At 61.7% G+C, this 22,767-nt stretch carries 24 protein-coding genes; 14 read left to right on the forward strand and 10 right to left on the reverse strand.

Annotation, left to right across the window (positions count from 1 at the left end; all coding sequences use genetic code 11):
* The first annotated feature begins 2 nt into the window (after positions 1-2).
* Together QRN46_RS03985 and rnk are read left to right on the forward strand one after the other, a co-directional pair.
* The gene (locus QRN46_RS03985; protein WP_045121669.1) at positions 3-227 is read left to right on the forward strand and encodes a DUF1289 domain-containing protein; all 225 of its coding nucleotides are present in this window, start codon (positions 3-5) and stop codon (positions 225-227) included.
* 128 nt (positions 228-355) lie between these two features.
* Positions 356-766, forward strand: coding sequence for a nucleoside diphosphate kinase regulator (rnk, locus tag QRN46_RS03990; protein ID WP_007951886.1), 411 nt, complete (start codon positions 356-358; stop codon positions 764-766).
* A gap of 6 nt (positions 767-772) precedes the next feature.
* On the opposite strand, the gene QRN46_RS03995 is transcribed toward rnk, so the two are convergent.
* From QRN46_RS03995 to QRN46_RS04005, 3 genes are all read right to left on the reverse strand, one after another.
* Entirely contained in the window at positions 773-3,616 is a 2,844-nt protein-coding gene (locus tag QRN46_RS03995; protein ID WP_285354312.1) for a class I adenylate cyclase, read from the reverse strand.
* A gap of 194 nt (positions 3,617-3,810) precedes the next feature.
* A complete protein-coding gene (locus QRN46_RS04000) occupies positions 3,811-4,056 on the reverse strand; it encodes a TIGR02647 family protein (protein WP_127648051.1) in 246 nt (81 codons plus the stop codon).
* A gap of 191 nt (positions 4,057-4,247) precedes the next feature.
* Positions 4,248-4,532, reverse strand: coding sequence for a hypothetical protein (locus QRN46_RS04005; protein WP_027610447.1), 285 nt, complete (start codon positions 4,530-4,532; stop codon positions 4,248-4,250).
* 123 nt (positions 4,533-4,655) lie between these two features.
* Between QRN46_RS04005 and QRN46_RS04010 the strand changes: the two genes are divergently transcribed.
* Positions 4,656-5,315, forward strand: a complete 660-nt coding sequence (locus QRN46_RS04010; protein ID WP_201818816.1) for a glutathione S-transferase family protein — start codon at positions 4,656-4,658, stop codon at positions 5,313-5,315.
* A gap of 55 nt (positions 5,316-5,370) precedes the next feature.
* On the opposite strand, the gene argH is transcribed toward QRN46_RS04010, so the two are convergent.
* Positions 5,371-6,765, reverse strand: coding sequence for an argininosuccinate lyase (gene argH / locus QRN46_RS04015; RefSeq protein WP_011336517.1), 1,395 nt, complete (start codon positions 6,763-6,765; stop codon positions 5,371-5,373).
* A gap of 474 nt (positions 6,766-7,239) precedes the next feature.
* Between argH and QRN46_RS04020 the strand changes: the two genes are divergently transcribed.
* From QRN46_RS04020 to QRN46_RS04050, 7 genes are all read left to right on the forward strand, one after another.
* Positions 7,240-7,986: a LytR/AlgR family response regulator transcription factor gene (locus QRN46_RS04020; protein ID WP_011336516.1), complete on the forward strand. Its 747-nt coding sequence runs from the start codon at positions 7,240-7,242 to the stop codon at positions 7,984-7,986.
* 138 nt (positions 7,987-8,124) lie between these two features.
* Complete coding sequence (hemC, locus tag QRN46_RS04025; protein ID WP_011336515.1) at positions 8,125-9,066, forward strand: hydroxymethylbilane synthase; 942 nt, start codon at positions 8,125-8,127, stop codon at positions 9,064-9,066.
* The gene (locus tag QRN46_RS04030; protein ID WP_201818818.1) at positions 9,063-9,830 is read left to right on the forward strand and encodes a uroporphyrinogen-III synthase; all 768 of its coding nucleotides are present in this window, start codon (positions 9,063-9,065) and stop codon (positions 9,828-9,830) included. The genes hemC and QRN46_RS04030 overlap by 4 nt, the downstream gene beginning before the upstream one ends.
* A 16-nt stretch (positions 9,831-9,846) precedes the next feature.
* Positions 9,847-10,989 (forward strand): uroporphyrinogen-III C-methyltransferase, encoded by a 1,143-nt coding sequence (locus QRN46_RS04035; RefSeq protein WP_011336513.1) that lies wholly within the window; start codon positions 9,847-9,849, stop codon positions 10,987-10,989.
* Positions 10,986-12,224 carry a heme biosynthesis protein HemY gene (locus tag QRN46_RS04040; protein ID WP_011336512.1) on the forward strand — a complete coding sequence of 413 codons (1,239 nt, stop codon included), beginning with the start codon at positions 10,986-10,988 and terminating at the stop codon, positions 12,222-12,224. Before QRN46_RS04035 ends, QRN46_RS04040 begins: the two co-directional genes overlap by 4 nt.
* Positions 12,225-12,444: 220 nt before the next feature.
* On the forward strand, positions 12,445-12,996 hold the full coding sequence (locus tag QRN46_RS04045; protein WP_285354313.1) for a disulfide bond formation protein B: 552 nt from the start codon (positions 12,445-12,447) through the stop codon (positions 12,994-12,996).
* A gap of 185 nt (positions 12,997-13,181) precedes the next feature.
* Positions 13,182-13,640, forward strand: coding sequence for an Rsd/AlgQ family anti-sigma factor (locus QRN46_RS04050; protein WP_041475458.1), 459 nt, complete (start codon positions 13,182-13,184; stop codon positions 13,638-13,640).
* A 60-nt stretch (positions 13,641-13,700) separates the two neighbouring features.
* Here QRN46_RS04050 and QRN46_RS04055 read toward each other — a convergent pair whose 3' ends face one another.
* On the reverse strand, positions 13,701-14,366 hold the full coding sequence (locus tag QRN46_RS04055) for an FKBP-type peptidyl-prolyl cis-trans isomerase (RefSeq protein ID WP_011336509.1): 666 nt from the start codon (positions 14,364-14,366) through the stop codon (positions 13,701-13,703).
* Positions 14,367-14,558: 192 nt separating this feature from the next.
* On the opposite strand from QRN46_RS04055, the gene QRN46_RS04060 reads away from it, so the two are divergent.
* Positions 14,559-15,701, forward strand: a complete 1,143-nt coding sequence (locus QRN46_RS04060; RefSeq protein WP_201818822.1) for an AlgP family protein — start codon at positions 14,559-14,561, stop codon at positions 15,699-15,701.
* On the opposite strand, the gene QRN46_RS04065 is transcribed toward QRN46_RS04060, so the two are convergent.
* Complete coding sequence (locus QRN46_RS04065) at positions 15,698-16,159, reverse strand: TIGR02444 family protein (RefSeq protein ID WP_011336507.1); 462 nt, start codon at positions 16,157-16,159, stop codon at positions 15,698-15,700. The genes QRN46_RS04060 and QRN46_RS04065 overlap by 4 nt on opposite strands.
* A 50-nt stretch (positions 16,160-16,209) precedes the next feature.
* On the opposite strand from QRN46_RS04065, the gene QRN46_RS04070 reads away from it, so the two are divergent.
* From QRN46_RS04070 to QRN46_RS04080, 3 genes are all read left to right on the forward strand, one after another.
* Positions 16,210-18,120, forward strand: coding sequence for an ATP-binding cassette domain-containing protein (locus tag QRN46_RS04070; protein ID WP_011336506.1), 1,911 nt, complete (start codon positions 16,210-16,212; stop codon positions 18,118-18,120).
* Entirely contained in the window at positions 18,120-18,701 is a 582-nt protein-coding gene (locus tag QRN46_RS04075; protein WP_011336505.1) for a mechanosensitive ion channel family protein, read from the forward strand. Before QRN46_RS04070 ends, QRN46_RS04075 begins: the two co-directional genes overlap by 1 nt.
* Before the next feature lie 114 nt (positions 18,702-18,815).
* Positions 18,816-19,448, forward strand: coding sequence for a LysE family transporter (locus QRN46_RS04080; RefSeq protein ID WP_011336504.1), 633 nt, complete (start codon positions 18,816-18,818; stop codon positions 19,446-19,448).
* Between the two features lie 60 nt (positions 19,449-19,508).
* Here QRN46_RS04080 and QRN46_RS04085 read toward each other — a convergent pair whose 3' ends face one another.
* The 4 genes from QRN46_RS04085 to QRN46_RS04100 are packed head-to-tail and all read right to left on the reverse strand — an operon-like array spanning position 19,509 to position 22,664.
* Entirely contained in the window at positions 19,509-20,252 is a 744-nt protein-coding gene (locus QRN46_RS04085; protein ID WP_201818826.1) for a penicillin-binding protein activator LpoB, read from the reverse strand.
* Positions 20,253-20,255: 3 nt separating this feature from the next.
* The gene (lpoB, locus tag QRN46_RS04090) at positions 20,256-20,843 is read right to left on the reverse strand and encodes a penicillin-binding protein activator LpoB (protein ID WP_007951848.1); all 588 of its coding nucleotides are present in this window, start codon (positions 20,841-20,843) and stop codon (positions 20,256-20,258) included.
* 36 nt (positions 20,844-20,879) lie between these two features.
* Entirely contained in the window at positions 20,880-21,254 is a 375-nt protein-coding gene (locus QRN46_RS04095) for a YcfL family putative periplasmic lipoprotein (protein WP_011336502.1), read from the reverse strand.
* Positions 21,255-21,269: 15 nt separating this feature from the next.
* The gene (locus QRN46_RS04100) at positions 21,270-22,664 is read right to left on the reverse strand and encodes a COG3014 family protein (protein WP_285354314.1); all 1,395 of its coding nucleotides are present in this window, start codon (positions 22,662-22,664) and stop codon (positions 21,270-21,272) included.
* Positions 22,665-22,767: the final 103 nt, after the last annotated feature.

Here is a 22,767-nt window from a genome sequence, read left to right on the forward strand (position 1 = left end):
TCGTGACTGATACTGCGCCCGTCCGTCCGCCGAAGCCGCTCTACAGCAACGTCAGCCCGGCCGTCCCTTCTCCGTGCACCGGCGTGTGCCGGCTGGATGAACAGAAGGTCTGCCTCGGCTGCATGCGCCATGTCGAAGACATCCGCGAGTGGCGTTCGGCCGATGACGAGCGCCGCCGGGTGATTTGTGCGCAGGCGGCTCAGCGCCGGCAGCTCGCCGGAGCGTAGCTTGTATATTTTTTGAGCTGTGATAGTGTCCGGAAACGCCTCAACCCATCGAGGCCTGGTGAGAACCCCGTCTTTTTTGGCGGGGTTTTGCTTTTTTTGTGTGCAGAAGAAAGGAGTCTGCCCGGATCATGACCGCACCTTCCATCACCCTTACCCGTCTGGACGTGCAACGTCTGGAGCGCCTGATCGACAGCCTGGATGACACGCTGCCGGGCGTGATCGCGCTGCAAACCGAACTGGACCGCGCCGATACCCTGGTCGGTCACGATGAAGTGCCTGCCGATGTCGTGACGATGAATTCCCGCGTGCACTGCCGTGAAGAGAGCAGTGGCAAGGACTACCACCTGACCCTGGTCTATCCGAAGCACGCCAATGCCGACGAAGGCAAAGTCTCGATCCTGGCTCCGGTCGGCAGTGCGCTGCTGGGCCTGAAAGTCGGTCAGCACATCGACTGGCCGGCTCCGGGTGGCAAGACCCTGAAACTGACTTTGCTCGAAGTCGAATCGCAGCCGGCCAACGGCGGTGATTTCCCGGAGTAACCCGCGTCAGACCTGCTCGAGCGCCTCGTTCAGAGAGCGTTCAAGGTCGGCCTTGTAACGCAGATACAGATTGCTCGAACTCTGCCCGTCACCGATCACACCCGACAGGTCCAGGTCGGTGATATAGCAGCGGTAGCGCTCGCTTTCCCGGCGCTGTCCGACGATCTCCCGGGCGACCACGCTGAACAGCTGGTCGCCATGTTCCAGCTCGCTGAATTCCCGTTGATTGCAATACAGCGTGACCTGCACTTCGCCGGGCGCGGCTTTGCCGACGATCGCCTGCACGTCGTAGAACGGTTTGTTGACCGGTGTCTGCGGCGCCGGGCGCATTTCGACCCGTCGCGCGCGCCCCGGCCCTGATGGCAATAACTGGTAATACAAGATTTCAAGGCTGGCGGCATGACCCGAATCCATCGGCAGCAGCGCTTCGCGGCGGAACTGGATCGATTGCAGGAACCGCTGCAACGGCACCAGCAGGCTTTGCTCGTCGTGATAGGGCAAGTGCTGTTGCCACAGCGCATTGAACTCGTCGAGCACGTACAGCTCGGCGGTTTGTTCGGTGATCCGGTAGAACACCTGAATGCATTCAGGCTGGCCCATCGGCAGGATCAACGCCAGGTCGTGGTCTTCCAGCGCCATCGGATCCAGGTGCAGCGGGCTGTAGCGCGGCTGTTCCTCGCCAAGGTAATCGAGCAGTGCCGGCAGGGTGGCGAGGGCGACATGGCTGACCTGGCCCGGCACCAGTTCCAGCACGTGGTAATGCTGCTGCACCTGGATCAGGTAGCGGTGATTCAGGTCGCTGAGCAACAGGGTCTGCGCGGTGTCGACGATTTCTTCCACCCGGCGCGCAATGAATTGCGCGCGGTTGTGACAGAAACAGCGCACTCGCAGCGATGGTTGTTGCGACCCGCGCGGCAGGTTGTTGAGGTAATCGCGCAGGCAGTCCATCAAGGCATGCGGGCCGTCGAAGCGGTTGACCAGCACTTCGTTCCAGCTGTTGAGCGTGACCTGATCCAGGGTCAGCACCAGATTCTCGCGCACGCCGGCGTAACTCAGCGAATCCGTGCGTTCGGTGGTCATCAGGATGTTCAGGTCGCGGTGATGCTTGAGCGGATCGACCCCGACATTCACCAGCATCAGCACTTCGCTCGGCACGGCGGCACGCAACAGCGGTTCTTCGGCAACGGTCGACAAGGGTAGGGCGATGCTCTGTTGCAGGCTGCCGAGCAGGTTGAACAGCTCGAACTCGCTCATATCGCTGGTGCCGGGGTGCAGCGCCAGTCGGGTGCTGCTGTCGATCACGCCGTTGCGGTGGCACCAGGTCAGCAGTTCCAGCAACTCGCGGCTGCGCTTGATCGGCGCGAAGTGTTCCCACTCCAGCGCCGTCAGGCTGCCGTTGTACAGGCCCCACTGGGTTTGGCCCGGTTCCTTTTTGTTCGGCGATTGCACCAGGGTCAGGGTGTCTTCGGCCAGATCCGGGGCGATGCCGGGGTTGATGAACTCGACCTTGTCGGCCTTGCGTTCGAACGCGGCATACAGCCGTCGTCCGAGAACGTTGAGGTCGCGCTTGTTGATCAGGCTGACAGTCTGTTCGGTGCGGGCGAACTGGGTCAGGAAGCGGTAGCTGTAGTTCAGCTCGTTGACCAGCGCCCGGCGCTCGGCGCTGACCTGGCGGACTTTCCACTGGCTGCGGCTGTCGAGCAGCGCCAGTTGCCGCTGATCCCAATGCCATTCGCTGGCCAGCCTTTCCAGCAGTGAGCGTTGCCAGCTCTGGGTGCGAGTGTTGCCGGTGAGCTTGCGGTTGATCTTGAGGTACAGCGCCCGGCGTACCAGCTCAAGCCGTTCCGGCTCGTTGCGCGCAGTGAGGTATTCCTCGATCCGGCGGTAGACCACCATGTACGGGTCGAGCTCGTCGAGGTCCAGCCGGTTGGCAAATACGGCCTGCTTGAAGCGCAGGCTCAGGCACTGCACCTGGGGATGTTCGCTGGCGTAGACCTCGGTCAGCAGCAGCTTGAGCACCGATTTGTAAGGCGATTCGATGCCCTTGAACAGTTGCCACAGCCCGGCGCCGACAAACTCGCCCGGCGGAATGTGCGCCATCGGCCCCAGGTCGAGGGTTTCATCGTTGCGGATGAAACGCTTGGAAATCAGGGTGTGGGTGTACGCATCGTAGGCGCGTTCTTCATAGACCGGCACCAGCCACCAGATCGGCGTGCGCCCGGCGAGCCAGATCGCGGTGCGGTAGAACTCGTCCAGCAGCAGGTAATGCTGGGTGGTGCCGCAATCTTCGGAGCTGAGCTGGGTGTCGCGTTCGCCTTTGACGAAGCGCACCGGGTCGATCAGGAAAAAGTGCGCCTCGGCCCCCTGGCTGGCGGCCCAGGTTTCGAGCAGCTGGCATTTCTTGCGCAGCTCGGCCAGATCACTGTCGCTAAGGTCGGGGGCGTGGCAGACCCACACATCCATGTCGCTCTGGTCGGCCTGGGCCAGCGTGCCGAGGCTGCCCATCAGGAACAGCCCGTGAATCGGCCGTGGCGGGTTGCTGCCGTGACGCGGCTTATAGGAGAACGAGCGCGTCAGGCGCTGAGCTTCGGCCAGCACATCGGCGTCGGGTTCGTAATTCGACAGCCCGGCCGGCGTACTGCCCGAGACATAACCGGGCAACAGCGGATGATTGACGTGGAAAAACAGTGGCAGCAGCGTGAGCACGCTTTGCTGGCGCGTCGACAGACCTTCCAGCGCCCGGTTCAGGCGGCCTTCATTGAGTTTCAGAAAACGCGCGCGTAGCTGGCTGAGTACCTTGCGGTCGATGCCTTCGTCCAGGTCGGGGCGGATTTCATGGGTGCGGGTCATGTCGGCTCAAACCGGCGCGCAGGGCTCGGAGGCAAGGGGTCTCGGGTGTCCGGGAGTTTAGCGCCTGAGCGGCAGGAGTTTTAAGCTGAATTTGTTTTTTGACGTCAGATTTCTATCGCGCGGCGATGGGGGACGTTCATGGCTGGCCCGCGGAAATCCCGTGGCAGGGGTTTCCGTGGGCAAAGTCGGGAGGATCAGGCGGTTTGCTGCTCTCTGAGAATCGTCAGTACGGTTTGCACGTTTTGTGCGGCATCGCGACCGAGGCTGGTCAGGTAACCGCCATCAGGCTGGTCTGTCAGTTCTTTTTCGAACAGGCGTTGTGCGGCGGCAATGTGCTTCGGGGCAGCGGTCTGATGAATTTTCAGACCTTCCTGGGAACTGTCCAGGTTGAAGAGTGCGAGGACTTCCAGTTCGGCAACCAACTCAGGGGTAAGCGACATAAGGACTCCAGACTTTCTAGGAATTGGACGACAGCGCCCCTAAGGTGAACCTGCCGGCGCGGCCTGTCCAGTGCGCGTGTCAGGGTTTTTGTCCCGGGGTGGATTCCAGTGTAGTCAGGGGGTGGCGGAAGGCCGCAGAGATGGGTGACAAATTGTGTGGGAGCAGGCCTGCTCCCACGGGGCAGGGCCGTTTACTGCTTTTCCGGTGGCAGTTCCGGCAGCGCGCGCAGCGCGGTTTCGTACCACTCGGTATTGAACGCGCGGTCTTCGTCGAGCATCGCGTCGATTTCGTAGGCCAGCACGTGGGCCATCAGATTCAGGATGTCGTCACGCTCGTAGCCGACCAGCGTCAGCTTGTTGAAGGTTGCCTTGGCCGCTGGCGGGTTGTCACTTTCGATCTGGTTCTCGATCGCTTCGATCAGCGTCGATTCGGTGAACTCTTCTTCATCATTGTCGATGTCAGTCGGCTCGCTCATGGCAGGCTCCTCAAGGAAAGGCGCCAGTTTACCCGCATTCAGCGGCGTGATGCTGCTGGCGCGAATCCCCGGTGCAATCTATAAACAGGCACTGCCCACCCCGCACGGCCTGGAGGCTATGTGATGTTCAAGCTCTATGGATTCTCCGTCAGCAACTACTACAACATGGTCAAACTGGCGTTGCTGGAAAAAGGCCTGCCGTTCGAAGAGGTCACGTTCTACCCGACGCCTACGCCTGAATCTCTGGCCATCAGTCCGCGCGGCAAGGTCCCGGTGCTGGGGGCCGAAGGCGGCTACATCAATGAAACGATGGTGATGCTCGAATACCTCGAAAGCAGCCAGAAGGGTGTCCCGCTGCTGCCGACCGAGCCGTTTGCCCGCGCTCAGGTAATGGCGGTGGCCAAGGAGATCGAACTGTATATCGAGCTGCCGGCCCGTGCCTGTTACGGCGAAGCGTTTTTCGGCACGGCGCTGCCGGAGGCGATCAAGGAGAAAACCAAGGCTGAATTACTGCTGGGCTTTGCGGCGTTGGGACGTCACGGCAAGTTCGCCCCGTATGTGGCGGGCGACCGCCTGAGCATTGCGGATTTGTACTTTCTCTACAGCGTGCCGCTGGCGGCTGCGGTGGGGCACAAACTGTTCGGTCTGGATCTGCTGGCGGACATGCCGAAGGCCAAGGCGCTGCTGGAGCGGCTTGAGCGGAATCCTCATGTGCAGAAGATTGCAGCGGACAAGGATGCGGCGATGCCGGCGTTTTTGGCGATGATCGCCGCCAAAAAGTAGAAAACCTTGAGCAAGTTCGCGGGCAAGTCGAAAACTCGACTTGCCCGCGATGCTTTTAGCGGCTGGCGATCAACGCCTGACCACGAACCACGGCAGCCTTGACCTGCGCCGGCGCAGTGCCGCCGATGTGGTCACGGGCATTTACCGAACCTTCCAGGGTCAGCACTGCAAACACGTCCTGCTCGATCTGGTCGCTGAACTGACGCAGTTCTTCCAGGCTCATTTCCGCCAGATCCTTGCCGGTGTCGACGCCGTACTTCACGGCATGACCGACGATCTCGTGGCAATCACGGAACGGCAGGCCACGGCGTACCAGGTAGTCGGCCAGGTCGGTGGCGGTGGAGAAACCGCGCAGTGCCGCTTCACGCATGATCGCGTGCTTTGGCTTGATCGCCGGGATCATGTCGGCAAAAGCCCGCAGCGAGTCGCGCAGGGTATCGGCGGCGTCGAACAACGGTTCCTTGTCTTCCTGATTGTCCTTGTTGTAGGCCAGTGGCTGGCCTTTCATCAGGGTCAACAGGCCCATCAGGGCGCCGAACACACGGCCGGTCTTGCCACGTACCAGCTCTGGCACGTCGGGGTTTTTCTTTTGCGGCATGATCGAGCTGCCGGTGCAGAAACGGTCTGGCAGATCGATGAACTGGAATTGCGCGCTGGTCCACAGCACCAGCTCTTCGGAGAAGCGCGACAGGTGCATCATCGCGATGCTCGCGGCCGAGCAGAATTCGATGGCGAAGTCACGGTCGGACACGTTGTCCAGCGAGTTGCCGCCGACGGCGTCGAAGCCCAGCAGTTGTGCGGTGTATTCGCGGTCGATCGGGTAAGTGGTGCCGGCCAGTGCGGCGCTGCCCAGCGGCATGCGGTTGGTGCGCTTGCGGCAGTCGACCAGACGCTCGTAGTCGCGGCTGAGCATTTCGAACCAGGCCAGCATGTGGTGCCCGAAGGTCACCGGCTGAGCGGTCTGCAGGTGAGTAAAGCCCGGCATGATGCTGGCGGCTTCACGCTCGGCCTGCTCCAGCAGGCCTTTTTGCAGGCGGGTGATTTCGCTCAGGATCAGGTCGATTTCGTCACGCAGCCACAGGCGGATGTCGGTGGCGACCTGGTCGTTGCGGCTACGGCCGGTGTGCAGCTTCTTGCCGGTGACGCCGATGCGGTCGGTCAGGCGTGCTTCGATGTTCATGTGCACGTCTTCGAGGTCGACGCGCCAGTCAAACTGGCCGGCCTCGATTTCGCCCTGGATGGTCTTCAGGCCATCGATGATGCTGTCGCGCTCGGCATCCGTCAGCACGCCGACCTTGGCCAGCATGGTGGCGTGGGCGATCGAGCCCATGATGTCGTGGCGATACAGGCGCTGGTCGAAAGTGACGGAGGCGGTGAAGCGGGCGACGAAGGCGTCGACGGGTTCACTGAAGCGGCCGCCCCAGGACTGATTGGTCTTGTCAGTGCTCATGAATTCGCTCGTATCGGCTTGAAGAAAGAAGGCGTGAAACGCTGGCGCGGATAATAACAGGGTTGCCAATCCTGTCGCTGACACTGGTCGATACGTTTTTTTCTCATCTCCTCCTCCATAGTCGCCGGTGTCGCGGGAGGATTTGCGCAAGGATATTTTCCGATTGAGCAATATCGGTCCGACGAGCGTCTACAGTAGGACATAGGGGTCGACGTGGCGGCGGATCGCGCAAAGGTCCGGCCACCGACTATAAGAAGAGAGAGGGGTGGGTGTATTGGCCATTGGCATACCCTGCGTAAAACGCAGTCGGCGACGGGCTTCAGGCGGTACGTTGCAGGTGTCGGCAAATATTGCCAGCCGACGTACGGCACTTTTTGGCGCTCGCGCTAGTCTTAGCGTGGATCGCGGTGACGGACGTCACTCCACTTGTCTACGCTATCCTTGTGCGAGACTCACGCAGGAATCCAGCGCAATATGAATGTCCTGATCGTTGATGACGAACCACTGGCCCGCGAGCGACTCAGCCGAATGGTGAGCGAGCTCGAGGGCTACACAGTCCTGGAGCCCAGCGCCACCAATGGCGAAGAGGCGTTGGCACTGATCGACAGCCACAAGCCGGATATCGTACTGCTCGATATCCGCATGCCGGGCCTCGATGGCCTGCAGGTGGCTGCCCGTCTGTGCGAACGCGAAACCCCGCCGGCCGTGGTGTTTTGCGCAGGTCCCGATGAATTTGCCGTGGAAGCCCTGCAGGCCAGCGCCGTGGGCTATGTGGTGAAACCCGTGCGAACCGAACATCTGCATGACGCCCTGAAACGGGCTGAACGTCCCAACCGGGCCCAGCTCTCGGCCCTGACCCGTCCTGCCGCCGAAAGCGGTAACGGCCCGCGCAGCCACATCAGCGCCCGCACCCGCAAAGGCATCGAACTGATTCCGCTGGATCAGGTGGTGTACTTCATTGCCGACCACAAATACGTGACATTGCGCCACGAAGCTGGCGAAGTCCTTCTGGATGAGCCGCTCAAGGCGCTGGAAGACGAATTCGGCGAGCGCTTCGTGCGGATCCACCGCAACGCGCTGGTCGCCCGCGACCGCATCGAGCGTCTGCAACGTACACCGCTGGGCCACTTCCAGTTGTTCCTCAAGGGCCTCAACGGTGACGCGCTGATCGTCAGCCGCCGGCATGTGGCGGGCGTGCGCAAAATGATGCAGGGGCTTTAGTCCGCAGGCTCCGGGCGGTTCTTCGTTCTTTTCACCAGGCATTGCAGGCCAGGGAGGCCACGCCGTTTCTGATTCAGGTCAAAGTGGATTTGGCTGAGCTGTTATTATCCGCCGTATCTATTCAGTACGGATTGATCCATGTCCTCTCGCGAAATCCGCATCGCCACCCGCAAAAGTGCTCTGGCCCTCTGGCAGGCCGAATACGTCAAAGCCCGTCTGGAAGCAGCCCACCCGGGCCTGCTGGTGACGCTGGTGCCCATGGTCAGTCGCGGCGACAAGCTGCTTGATTCGCCCCTGTCGAAAATCGGTGGCAAGGGCCTGTTCGTCAAGGAACTGGAAACCGCGCTGCTGGAAAACGAAGCCGACATTGCCGTGCACTCGATGAAAGACGTGCCGATGGATTTTCCCGAAGGCCTTGGTCTGTTTTGCATCTGCGAGCGCGAAGATCCGCGTGACGCGTTTGTCTCCAATACGTATTCCAGCCTCGATGCGTTGCCAGCCGGCAGCATCGTCGGCACGTCCAGCCTGCGCCGTCAGGCGCAGTTGCTGACGCGCCGTCCTGATCTCGAGATCCGTTTCCTGCGCGGCAACGTCAACACCCGTCTGGCCAAGCTCGACGCCGGCGAGTACGACGCGATCATCCTCGCGGCAGCGGGCCTGATCCGCCTCGGTTTCGAAGATCGCATCACCTCGGCCATCAGCGTCGACGACAGTCTGCCGGCCGGTGGCCAGGGCGCCGTCGGTATCGAATGCCGCAGCGCCGACACTGAAATCCATGCCTTGCTTGCGCCCCTGCATCATGCCGACACCGCTGACCGTGTCACGGCCGAGCGTGCCCTCAACAAACACCTGAATGGCGGCTGCCAAGTGCCGATCGCCTGCTACGCCGTGCTCGAAGGCGATCAGTTGTGGCTGCGCGGGCTGGTGGGCGAGCCGAGCGGCGGCAAGCTGCTCAACGCACAAGCCCGTGCACCGCGTGCGGCAGCCGAGACGCTGGGCGTGCAGGTGGCCGAAGACCTGCTCAGCCAAGGCGCCGACGATATTCTCAAGGCAGTCTACGGCGAGGCAGGTCACGAGTGACCGCCTGGCGCCTGCTGCTGACGCGCCCGGCGGAGGACTGTTCGGCGCTCGCCGCCGTGCTGGCCGAACAAGGGTTTTTCAGCAGCTGTCTGCCGCTTTTGGAAATCGCCCCTCTGCCGGTCTCTGACACAATGCGCCGCACGATCATGCAACTGCCGCGCTACAGCGCGGTGATCGTGGTCAGCAAGCCAGCGGCGCGGATCGCGGTGGATCTGCTCGACGCTCTGCGGCTGGCGACGCCGACGATGCCGTGGTTCAGCGTGGGCGCGGCGACCGCCGCTATCCTTCGGGATCGGGGGCTGGATGTGAGCTTCCCGGACGCGGGCGACGACAGCGAAGCCTTGCTGCAATTGCCGCGTCTGCTTGAGGCGGTGGCCATGCCCGGTTCACAGGTATTGATCCTGCGCGGGGAGGGCGGACGCGAGCTGCTGGCCGAGCGCCTGCGCACGCTTGGTGCTAGTGTCGAATACTTGGAGTTGTACCGTCGCGACCTGCCGGACTATCCGCCGCAGGAGCTGCCCCGCAGGATTGCAGCGGAACGCCTGAACGGGCTGGTGGTCAGCAGTGGACAGGGTTTCGAGCACCTGCGCCAACTGGCCGGCGACAGCTGGCCTGCACTGGCGCAGTTGCCGTTGTTTGTTCCAAGCCCAAGGGTTGCCGAGCAGGCAAGTGCCGCCGGGGCCCGAACAGTTGTGGATTGTCGCGGCGCCAGTGCTGCGGCCTTGCTGACGGCGTTACGGGAGCATCCCGTGCCCGTTCTCTAATGCAAAGGATGGATACGTGAGCGAAACAGCCTTGCCTAAAGATGACGTTCAACCTGTGATCGATACACCGGTTGATGCACCGCCACCGGCCGCGGAACCGCGCCGAGGCAACGGATTGGCCATTCTCGCGCTGCTGCTCGGCGCCGCCGGTGTTGCGGTGGGTGGCTGGGGTGTCTGGCAGGTGCGACATCTGCAGGCCAACACGCAAAATCAATTGAGTCAGGTTCAGGCATTGAGCGATCAGGCCCAGACCCTGAAGCTCAACGAGCAACGACTGACCGAGCGCCTCGGGCAATTGCCTGGCGCCGATGAGCTTGCTGATCGCCAGCGTCTGGTGTCGCAACTTCAGGGCGATCAGCAGCGCCTCAATCAACGCCTGGAAACCGTCCTCGGCGCCAGCCGCAAGGACTGGCGCCTGGCCGAGGCCGAGCACTTGCTGCGTCTGGCCAGCCTGCGTCTTTCCGCCCTGCAGGACATCAGCAGCGCCCAGGCGCTGGTCCAGGGTGCCGACGAAATCCTGCGCGAGCAGAACGATCCCGGCTCGTTCGCCGCCCGCGAGCAAGTGGCGAAAACTCTTGTAGCGCTGCGCAGTACCGAGCAGCCGGATCGCACCGGGCTGTTCCTGCGCCTGGGCGCCTTGCGCGATCAGGTCGTCGGTCTCACCGAGCTGGCGCCGGAGTACAAGGATCGCGGCGATTCGCTGTTGGGCCTGACTTCCGATGGCGACGGTGCCAGTCGTTGGGCGCAGTGGTGGGATCAGATCTCGCGCTATATCCGCATCGATTTCAACGCCGACAAGAACGTCCGGCCGCTGCTCGCCGGCCAGAGCCTGAGCCAGGTGCGTCTGGCCCTGAGCCTTGCGCTCGAGCAGGCGCAATGGGCCGCGCTCAACGGTCAGGCGCCGGTGTACACCCAGGCCCTGGCCGAAGCGCGTGACGTCCTCACGGGCAACTTCAACCCGGACAACCCGCAGAGCAAAATCATGCTCGAACAGGTCGCGGAACTGAGCAAGCAACCGGTTACCGTCAACACGCCGGATCTCACCGGAACCTTGAGCACGGTGCAGGCCTATCTGGAGCGCCGTAACGTCAACGCCGAAGACTCGGTGAAACCCTTCGCCAAACCGGCCGCAAGTACCGCGCAGGAGGCGACACCATGAAGCGCCTGTATGTGATCGTGTTTCTGGTGATCGCGGCAACGGCGGCGCTGGGTCTGGCGATTGCCGAGCATTCCGGTTACGTGCTGGTCGCCTACAAAAGCTTTCGTTATGAATCGAGCCTGTGGGCAACCCTGGCAGTGGTGGCGGTGCTGTGGCTGCTGGTCTGGGGTATCAAGGCGCTGGTCGAACTGGTGCTGACCTCCGGCGGCGTGGTCAATCCATGGTCGCGTCGCAACCGCAGCCGTCGCGTGCAGGTGGCGATCGAGCACGGTCAGCTCGACCTGGCCGAAGGTCGCTGGGCCAGTGCCCAGCGTCACCTTTACCGGGCCGCCGAAGCCGAGCGTCAACCGTTGCTGTATTACCTGGGTGCCGCCCGCGCCGCCAACGAACAAGGCAACTACGAGGAAAGCGATCGCCTGCTGGAGCGCGCGCTCGAGCGTCAGCCGCAGGCCGAACTGGCGATCGCCCTCAGCCATGCGCAGTTGCAGACCGATCGTGGCGATACCGATGGTGCGCTGGTCACATTGCAGGCGATGCACGAGCGCCATCCGCACAATGTCCAGACCCTGCGTCAGTTGCAGCGCCTGCATCAGCAGCGTGGTGACTGGTCGTCAGTGATCCGGCTGTTGCCGGAGCTGCGCAAGGACAAAGTTCTGCCACCGGCCGAACTGACCGAACTCGAGCGTCGTGCCTGGGGAGAAAACCTCTCCCTGGCGGCGCATCGCGAAGAGGATGGTGCGGTGGGTTTGCAGTCGCTGAACCGGGCCTGGCAGCAACTGACGTCTGCCCAGCGTCAGGAGCCTGCGCTGGTGCTGGCATACGCCGAGCAACTGCGTCAGCTGGGCGCTCAGGTCGAGGCGGAAGAAGTTTTGCGCACGGCGCTCAAGCGCAAGTACGACAGCCATCTGGCGCGCCTCTATGGTCTGGTACGTGGCAGTGACCCGGCGCGGCAGTTGCAGACGGCGGAAGGCTGGCTCAAGGATCATCCGGGCGATGCCAGCCTGCTGCTGACGCTGGGACGTCTGTGCCTGCAAGCCAGTCTTTGGGGCAAGGCGCGGGATTACCTGGAAAGCAGCCTGCGCGTGCAGCGCAATCCGGAAGCGTGCGCGGAACTGGCTCGTCTTCTGGCACGGCTTGGCGACACTGACCGTAGCAACATGTTGTTCCAGGAGGGCCTCGGTCTGCTGGACGAGCGCTTGCTCGCAGCACCGCTGCCGGTGGCGGCTCGCGCGTGATCGGGATGGAGGAGCTTGCTCCTCCGTTTCTTCCCGAGTGATTGAATAACCTTCGGAAAACCACCTCCGGAACAAAGTCCTACAGCGGACTTCGCAGAATCCTCTCGTCTCTGTCGGGATTTCCCTACACCTCTGGTGAAGTGTCGCCATTACCCTGTCTTGAAAGCCCGAGGCCCTTTCCTCTACCGTAACTGCCTGTCTTTATTGTTACGGATAAGCCATGTCGTTGGCCTGCTCACGCTCCCTGTTCTTTATGGCTTTCACTGCGGGGATTCTAGCCCCGGGAGCTTCCTATTACCTCGAATACGCGGTTGGTCTGGTGCCCTGCAGTCTGTGCCTGGTCCAGCGCCTGTTCATGAGCGTCCTCACCTTGTGTTGTGGTTTGGCTGCGGTCCATGGTCCGCAGCGTGTCGGCCTGTCGCTGTATTGGATGGTGACGTTGCTGAGCAGTCTCGGCGGCACGACGGCGGCGTGGCGGCAGGTGTTATTTCAAAGCGATTCACTGCAGGAACTGGCGCACTGTGCGCCCAATCCAGAAGAAATGTTCAGCAGTCTGCCGTGGTTATGCGCGCTGATGCGGATGTTCAACGACACTGCCGATTGCGCGGAATTGTCCTGGACGCTGTTCGATCTGAGCATTCCGGAGTGGAGTCTGCTGTTTTTCGTGGGGATGTCGATCCTCGCCGTTTACCAGTTATTGCGACAGGTCTGGATGGCTTTGCAGCGACCACTCAGCGGCCAACCGTCGCACCCGGCGCTGGTCAGGGATTAAACACTTGTATGAACTTTCTCTCCTGCGTACCTTGAAGCCATAGGCGTGCGGGCATAATCTGGCCCGCACGTGTCATTGGAATTGTGTTGCTCGATGACGCTCTGCCCGGCCGCCTCTCAAAGCAATATTCACAAGAAGAGGCGCGGGTGTAGAGCAGCATGACCCACAAGGGAAGAGAGATCGCCATGCTCGAAAGTTGTCAGAATGCTCAGGAACGTTGGGGTGGAGTTCATCTGCTGATCGACCGCTGGCTGCAGGAGCGTGAGGAATTGATCGCTGCCTATGACAGGCTGGGCGCCAAACCTCAGGCACTGTCCGAGGATCGAAAGCCCTTGCAGGAATTCTGCGGCGTGCTGGTCGATTACGTCTCGGCCGGGCACTTCGAGATCTACGAACAGCTGACGGGCGAGGCCAAGGCCTTCAACGACAAGCGCGGCCTGGAACTGGCCGAGACGATCTATCCACGGATCGATGTCATTACTGAAAAGCTGCTCGCGTTCAACGACCTTTGCGATGAAGGCAAATGCGTTGCCGAGAAGTTCAAGGAGTTGGGCGGTCTGCTCCACGAACGCTTCGAACTGGAAGACTGCCTGATCGAAGTGTTGCATACCGCACACAAGGAAGAGGATTCGGTTCAGGCCTGAATCGAACCTCGCAAGACACAAAAACGGTGCGCCCCAGGCGCACCGTTTTTTATTGGGCGATCAACTGGTCGCGCCGCGCAATTCCACTTCGAACACCAACGGTGTGAACGGCGCGATCAAGTCACCGGCACCGTCGGCGCCATAAGCCTGATCCGATGGAATCACCAGTCGCCACTTCGCGCCGACCGGCATGTTCTGCAGCGCGGTGCGCCATCCGGCGATCACGCTGTCGAGATTGAACCACTGCGGCTGACTGTTCTGATCGAACACGGTGCCGTCAGGCAGTCGACCGATGTACAGCACCTGCACTTTTCCATCCGGGCCGGCCTTCGTGCCATTTCCCGGTGTCAGCTCGGTCAACAGGATGCCGTCGGCCAGCTCCTTTACACCCGGCTTGGCTTTTTCGGCGGTGAGAAACCGTCGCTCGTTTTCCATCGCGGCTTCAGTCGAAGGCATGGCTGCCTGCTCGGCTGTCTGCGATTCGTGATCGGCGAGGATCTGCTCGATACGTGCTTCGCTCAATGCCAGCGGCTTACCTTGATAAGCCTGTTGCAGACCTTCGATCAGTGCCTGGATCTGTAGCTGCGGCACTTCCTGACGCAGTCGTTCACCGAGGCTGGCACCGAGGCTGTAAGCCAGATCATGGGCATCGTTCGCGGTGGTTTTTTCGTCGGCCTGAGCCATGGAGAAAATCATGCAGAGGGATAAAAAAAGGTAGCGCGACATGGGCACTCTCCGTCCTGAATTGCGGAGGATTATGCCAGCGCGAACGTCTGCAACGGTGAACTGCTTTTGCCAAGGTGCAGAAGTTTTTCGCAAGCCTGCAACCGAGTGCTTTCGATACTGTCAACATGCCCTAGCGGCGGTAGCAGCAGAGGTCTAGTATGAGCCGCACTCACGTCAGCCAGGAGGTAAACCATGTCGGCCACCAAGAAGCCTGTAAACACTCCGTTGCATTTACTCCAACAACTCTCGGGCAGCCTGCTCGAGCATCTGGAAAACGCTTGCTCCCAAGCCTTGGCTGATGCTGAAAAACTGCTCGCCAAACTGGAAAAGCAACGCGGCAAGGCGCAAGAAAAACTGCACAAATCCCGCACCAAATTGCAGGACGCAGCAGCAGCCGGTAAAGCCAAGGCGCAGACCAAGGCCAAGGCTGCCGTGAAGGAACTCGAAGATCTGCTCGATGCGCTGAAGGAGCGTCAGTCCGATACTCGCAGCTACATTCTGCAACTCAAGCGCGATGCCCAGGAAAGCCTGAAACTGGCCCAGGGTGTCGGTCGTGTTCAAGAAGCTGTCGGCAAGGCGTTGTCCCTGCGTTCGGCTAAACCTGCAGCGGTGCCTGCGAAAAAAGCGGCCGCCAGACCTGCTGCAAAAGCACCGGCCAAAGCGTCAGTGAAAGCCGCTGCAAAACCAGCCGCGAAGAAACCCGCAGCCAGCGCTGCCAAACCTGCGGCTAAAACCACAGCGGCCAAACCGGCTGCTGCAAAACCAGCCGCCAAACCTGCGGCGAAAACCGCTGCTGCGAAAGCGGCTCCGGCAAGAACTGCCGCTGCAAAACCAGCTGCCAAGCCAGCCACCAAAGTGGCCGCTAAACCGGCAGCAAAACCAGCCGTTAAAGCGGCTGCTAAACCAGCTGCCAAAACTGCTGCTGCCAAGCCTGCGGCGAAAAACGCTGCCAAGCCGGTTGCTGCCAAACCAGCAGCCAAAGCGGCGGCGAAACCAGCGGCCAAGCCTGCGGTAAAAGCTGCGGCCAAACCTGCTGCTGCAGCGAAGCCTGCAACGACCGCAGCCAAGCCAGCGACCGCTGCCAAACCGGCCGCCAAGCCAGCCGCGAAACCTGCGGTGAAAAAACCTGCCGCTGCCAAGCCGGCTGCCGCCAAGCCAGCAGCAAAACCAGCTGCAGCAAAACCGGCCACTGCGCCTGCTGCCAAACCTGCCGCACCGGCAACCCCGGCTCCGACCGCAGCACCGGCATCCGCCGCCCCTACCTCGACCACCGCAACCACGCCATCGTCGGCGCCGGTGTCGAGCGTCGCCAGCAACCCGTCCAGCGCTTCCTAAGCGCCGGTCGCCGCGACGCGCAGCACCTGCAGCGCGTCGCGGTTCAGGTTGGCCGCAGGGCCGGCCAGTACTTCCAGCCAGTCACTCGATTCTTTCGAATGACGCTTCCAGCCTTGCGCGGCGCCTTCCAGTCGTGACAGCAGAGCGCGCTCCGCCTCCAGCTCCAATCCCTTGATCTGCTCGCGCATCCCCTTGAGCACCGGATCGGTGTCGGCCAGGGTTTTCCACTGCATGCGCAATGCACGCAACGGTTGGACCACTTCCCGGTCCCAGGGCTCTGTCAGTTCCAGAAGCTGCCGCGCACGCGCCTCGTCACAAGTCGCATCGCGTTGTTCCAGCCATAAACCGCACAGCATCAGGCACACGTTGGCCCCCGCCGATTGCAGGCGCAGGCAGGCATCCTCCACGCCGGGACGGGCGTAGACGGCAAGGGCAAAGCTCCACAGGTCAGAGGACATCGTGCTACTCGCGCCAGTTGCGGGGGAAGCTGGTAGACTCCGCCGCCATTATGATCCGACTTCAGAACCTGACTTTACAGCGTGGCCCGCAACGTCTGCTAGAAGACGCCGAGCTGACCCTGCACGCCGGCCACAAAGCCGGCCTCATCGGTGCCAACGGCGCCGGCAAATCCAGCCTGTTCGCCTTGCTCCGCGGTGAGTTGCACCCGGACTCGGGCGACTGCCTGCTGCCGGCCGACTGGCGTATCGCCCACATGCGCCAGGAGGTCGACACACTCGAGCGTCTGGCGGTCGACTATGTGCTCGACGGCGACCTGCGCCTGCGCGAAGTGCAGCGTGAGCTCGCGGCAGCCGAAGAGGCCCACGACGGCACCGCGCTGGCCCGTCTGCACGCCGAACTCGACAGCGCCGACGGCTACACCGCCGATGCGCGTGCACGCAAGTTGCTCGCCGGCCTCGGATTCACCAACGAGCAGATGGATCGTCAGGTAGGAGATTTCTCCGGTGGCTGGCGGATGCGTCTGAACCTTGCGCAGGCTTTGATGTGCCCATCAGACCTGTTGCTGCTCGACGAACCGACCAACCACCTGGATCTCGACGCCATCATCTGGCTCGAAGAGTGGCTGAAAAGTTACCCCGGCACCTTGCTGCTGATTTCTCACGACCGGGACTTCCTCGATGAAGTGGTCGATCACGTGGCCCACGTCGATCAGCGCAAGCTGACGCTCTACCGTGGCGGCTACACCGCGTTCGAACGCGCCCGTGCCGAGCGTCTGGCCCAGCAGCAACAGGCCTACGAGAAGCAACAGGCGCAGCGTGCGCACATGGAAAGCTACATCGCCCGGTTCAAGGCCCAGGCGACCAAGGCCCGTCAGGCCCAGAGCCGGATCAAGGCGCTGGAGCGCATGGAAGAGCTGTCGGCTGCCCACGTCGACTCGCCGTTCGATTTCGTGTTCCGCGAGTCGACCAAGATCTCCAGCCCGCTGATCGATCTGTCCGATGCACGTCTGGGTTATGGCGAGAAAACCGTGCTGGAGAAGGTCAAGCTGCAACTGACCCCCGGCGCGCGGATCGGCTTGCTCGGCCCCAACGGCGCGGGTAAATCGACCCTGATCAAGAACCTTGCCGGCGAGCTGTCACCGCTGGCCGGGCGCCTGACTCGCGGTGAGAACACCGTGGTCGGTTACTTCGCTCAGCATCAACTCGACTCGCTGGATTCCAAGGCCAGCCCGTTGCTGCACTTGCAGCGTCTGGCGCCGACCGAGCGCGAGCAGACCCTGCGCGATTTCCTTGGTGGTTTCGACTTCCGTGGCGCACGGATCGACGAACCGGTGCTGAATTTCTCCGGTGGCGAAAAGGCCCGTCTGGCCCTGGCGCTGATCGCCTGGGAACGGCCGAACCTGCTGCTGCTCGACGAACCGACCAACCACCTCGACCTGGAAATGCGCCTGGCGCTGACCATGGCGTTGCAGGAATTCAGCGGCGCGGTGTTGGTGGTTTCCCACGATCGGCATCTGCTCAAGAGCACCACCGACAACTTCTTCCTGGTCGCGGACAGCAAGGTCGAGGAGTTCGATGGCGACCTTGAGGACTACGCCCGTTGGCTGGTCGAGTACCGTCAGCGCAACGCCCCGGTCAGCAACACACCGGTCAACCCGGACAAGACCGACAAGAAGGCCCAGCGTCAAGCCGCCGCTGCGTTGCGTCAGCAACTGGCGCCGCACAAGCGCGAAGCCGACAAGCTCGAAGCCGAGCTCGGCAAGCTGCACGAGAAGCTGGCGAAGGTCGATGCCAGCCTTGGCGACAGCGACCTCTACGAGCCGGCGCGCAAGAACGAATTGCGTGACTTGCTGGCCGAACAGGCCAAGCTGAAAGTCCGCGAAGGCGAACTTGAAGAAGCGTGGATGCAAGCCCTGGAAACCCTGGAAAGCATGCAGGCGGAGCTGGAGGCGTTGTCCTGATGGAAGCCTTCAAACTTCCATTGCCGGCGATGTGGGTCGAGCCGATCTGGCTCGGCGTGCAGATTCTGCTGATCCTGTTGGCCGGCTACTTCGCCCAGCGAGTCGTCGCCCGATTCCTGACTCGCCTGGGCGAGAAGTATCCGTTCCCGCCGCAGTTGCTGATGCCGCTGCGCGGTGGTCTGCGCTGGCTGATCATGGGCAGTGCGCTGATCTTCGTGCTGGAACGACTCGGGGTGTCGGCCACGGTGCTGTGGACCGCGTTGTCGGGTTTCGTCGCAGTGGCGGCGGTGGCGTTCTTCGCCATGTGGAGTGTGCTGTCGAACCTGCTCTGCGCGATTCTGATCTTCACCGTCGGCCCGTTCCGTCTTGGCGATGTGGTCGAACTGGTCGACACCACCGACAAGCCCGGCGTCAAAGGCCGCGTGGTGGCGATCAATCTGCTCTACACCACCTTGATCGAAGCTGAAGAGCTCGGCACCGGCAGCGCCATGGTGCAAGTACCCAACAGCCTGTTCTTCCAGCGTTCGGTGCGACGCTGGCGCGGCACGGATGTCTTCCCTTCCAGCGGTTTCGAAAAGTGACCGGGCGCCGGCCACGTTGGTCGGCGGCCACAACATCCGACAAAAAAACGGTAGTCATCCAGTCCAATCCGCATTAGTTTTGAGGATTGTCACGAGTCCGAGTCGAGGTGTGCGATGGAGCTTCAAACATGGCTGGCGTTTTTTGCCGCCTGCTGGGTGATCAGTCTTTCTCCGGGTGCCGGCGCCATTGCGTCGATGTCCAGCGGCCTGCAATACGGTTTCTGGCGTGGTTACTGGAACGCCCTGGGCCTGCAGATCGGCCTGGCCGTGCAGATTGCCATCGTCGGCGCCGGTGTCGGCGCGATCCTCACCGCTTCCGCCACAGCGTTTCACGCGATCAAATGGTTTGGTGTCGCCTATCTGGTTTATCTCGCGATCAAGCAATGGCGCGCACAGCCGATGGACATGAGTGACGACGCGGCGGTCCGGCCGATCGGCAAACCGCTGGCTCTGGTGTTCCGTGGCTTTCTGGTGAATATCAGCAACCCCAAGGCGCTGGTGTTCATGCTGGCGGTGCTGCCGCAGTTCATCAATCCGCATGCGCCGTTATTTATCCAGTACGTGGTGATCGGTGTGACCATGATCGCGGTCGATCTGATCGTCATGGCCGGCTACACCGGTCTGGCGTCGAAGGTGCTGCGTCTGCTGCGCACACCGACCCAGCAAAGACGTATGAACCGCACCTTTGCCGGGCTGTTCATCGGCGCGGCGGCGTTCATGGCGACGTTGCGCAAAGCGGCCGCATAAAGCGTACAGGCACAAAAAAGGCGACCTTTTCAGGTCGCCTTTTTCGTTTCCGGCGGTTGATCAGCGCAGGATTACCGGCGCGGTATCTCGCGGCAGATTGTTGCGTTGCTGCGGCTCACGCGGCTGCTCGTAGCTTCCACCGCCCAGCTGCATGCTCAGCTGTCCGGCCACGTCTTCGCCCAGCGCCTTCGACACGTCACGCACCACCCGCGGGCGGTTGAGCGAGATCTTGATGTCGCGGTGGTTCACCAGTTTGGTGTCCTGCGCTTCACCCATCGCCGTGAAGGCCGAAGTGATTTCGAAGGTCTTGGTGTTGATCAGGCTGAAATCGGCCACCAGCGTCAGGCCCAGTACGGCGGAATAGCTGTCGGTGTTCGCCAGCTCATTCACGTCCTGGGTGAAGTCGATGTCCGACACCGTGCCGAACAACACGTAGTCGGCACCCTTGAAGTTGCCGGCCTTGATCCGCTTGATCACGTCGTAGACGTCACCCTTGGACGACGCGGTGTACGGCGTGCCCTGCACCAGCTGGAACATGCCGGTGCGCAGGATTTCACCCTTGATGTCGCCGGTGAACTTACGCAGCTCGGTCTGTTCGATGTAGCTGGTGGTGGCTTCGAGCTCGTTATAGCTCGAAGACCCACTGGCGCTGTAATAACCCTCGCGGTAATTGCTCTGGGCCGAAACGATGTGGATGTATTGCTCCACACGTTCCTGGTACGCCAGATCCGTCACCGCGACTTTCGGGGCCGCTTGCACGCTGAACGCGCAAGCCAGGGCCAACATGCCAATCCATGTGCGCATCGATTAACGCTCCGTGGTTTTGCGGATCTCTTTCTCGTCCATCCACTCGGCCAGACCGCTTTCAACGTCGATCAGTTGCAGGCTGAATTTGTAGAAGACGTCCTTGTAGTCGCTGCTGCGCTTGACGATCGAGCTGATCGAACCTTCAAGACGGTATTTGGCGGCGATCATGTTGCCAGTCTTGGCCACGGTGCTCTTCTTGTACAGGCCGCTCTGGTTTTGCAGCTTGAGCTGGTCGACCTGGCTCTGCATCGCGGTGTTGTCGCTGGCGAAGCGGGCGGTGCCGGACTTCATCAGCTGGGTCTTGATGCTGGTGGTGATTTCGCGAGTGTCGATGTATTCGCTGGTCTTGTTCTTGACGTCGTAAACCTGGACCACAGGGCGACCCTGCAGAATGCCGGACTGGGCCAGAGAACGGGTCATCGACTCGGCGATCATCTGCAGGTCGGTCGAACCGAACTCGTTGGTTACGGTTTCAACGGCCTTGGTGTCGCCGTAGCTGATGTTCTTGCTGCCCAGGGTCGGCGAAGTGTTGGCGCAACCGCTGGCCAGCAGGGCGAGGACGGCGATGAAGGAAAAGCGTGCAAACATGGGAATGCTCTCTGAATCGGGAATAGGGTGTCGGGCTTACGGCGTCTTGAGTTCCAGACGGAAATCCACGGCTTTAGGCGTCGGGGCAATGCCCTGGATGAAGCTGGTCTGGGCGCCGTACATCATCTGGCTTTTCCAGACTTCTTCTTCGGCGATCGGGAAACCTTCCGGCCCGAGCCAGGCGAAGCGGTAGTAGAACGTCTTGTTGCTGTTGAGGGTGTTGCTCAACTGCACGTTGACGGTCATGAAGCCGTTTTCCCGGGCCACGCGCATCGCGCCGACCACGATGTGTTTCTGCGGGCCCATGGCCACTACCTTGCTCGCGGCACTGCCCGGCTCCGGTGGTGGCGGGGTGGCGCAACCGCTCGCCAGCAGGGCGAGTGCGGCGACGGCGATGAGTTTGAAGCGCATGCAAAGACTCCGTTCTTAAGGTTGTTTGAGGCTGGCCACGGCGGTAGCGCCAGCGCTCGGGGTGACGTGGGCGGCGATGCCGGCAGCGAACACCTGATTGCCGACGGCGCGCAAGGTGATCACCTGATAACGCTGGTCGACGGTGATCTTGACCTGAGAGCCACCGACGGCGCTCGGCAGAGTGACTTGGTGCTCACCTTTCTTCAAGCGCAGACGGACCACTTGTGTGGTGTCCGGCAGGGTACGCCACGTACGGGTATCGGCACCTTCGAGCACAGCTGAAGAAATACCCACCGCCAGACCCGCCAGCGGGTTGGTTTCGTTGATCTTCTTCTGCGCCACACCTTTGGTGATCGCGCGCACGGTGGTGCGCAGGATGATCCCCGGCATGTCATCGCGCAGGGCGCGACGGGACATGGCGGTGGTGCTGTTCAGTGCGGTCAGGTCGACCTGTTGGCCATCGACGCCGATCTGCGCGAACGTCGCGGTGGAGGTGTCAGGCTTGATGATCGGGAACGACAGCGGAGTAATCACTACGTTGTTGGAGATTGGCAGCGGCAACGGCACGCGGATCGAATCGCGGGCCGGCGCCAGACCGCTTTGCACCACGATCAGAATGTCGCTGTCGTCGCTCTTGACCGGCTTGTCGAGATTGACCAGCGCCTGCTCCAGCAGCGGGGTGTTCGGGCGCAACTCGGCAGCCTTGCGGTAGCCCGGCGCAGCGAGGTCTTTCTCGCCCAGGGCTTCATAGACGAAACCGGCCAGGTAATGGCTGAACGCACTCTGGTAGCTGTTCTTCAGGCCGACCACTTCCGGCGCGTCGAGGCTGGCGACCGGGTAGCCCTGCAAGTCCTTGTATTCGGTCTTGATGCCTTCTTTCTCGGCTTCCTCTTCGCTCTTGAGGTATTCCTTGTCGCGCAGGTCGGCGATCACCGCTTCGCGTTCATGAGTCTTCTTGATCGCGGTGCGGGCGCCGTCGAAGTCGTTGACCGCCAGCAGGTTCAGGGCCATCTGCGTGGTCAGCATGACTTTTTCGTAGTCGTAGCCTTCGTAGCGGCGGACCTTGTCGTTGACCAGGAAGCTGCCGAACTGGGCCAGGTACTTGTCGGTGTCGAGCTTGACCGAATCTTCCCACTTGCCCACCACCTGGTCGGCGATGGTCCAGGCATTCTGACTGCCGGACAGATCGCCCTTGGCGCGCAGCAGTTCACCCTTCTCGAAGTAATAGAGCAGGTCCTTGTCCGGGCCGGTGTTGTTCTTTTCCAGCAGGGTCAGGGCGGCGTCGACGTTGCCGGTAGCCAGTTGCTGGTTGGTCTGGGCCAGTTCGGAATCGTAGTTGCGAAACGCCGAACAGCCGGACAGCAGGGTGACAGCGCTGAGCGCGATCAGAGTGGGAGCGCGGAATGCCATGGGGGTACTTCTTCCATGAGTAGCGACAGCCTCGGGTGCGGGTCGGGCTGCTGGGACCGATCGGCAGTGGCGCTGGCCTCCTGCCAATTCCTCATAAAAAGAG

The sequence above is a fragment of the Pseudomonas sp. lyk4-R2A-10 genome, from assembly GCF_030209075.1.
Classification (GTDB): Bacteria; Pseudomonadota; Gammaproteobacteria; order Pseudomonadales; family Pseudomonadaceae; genus Aquipseudomonas; species Aquipseudomonas glycinae.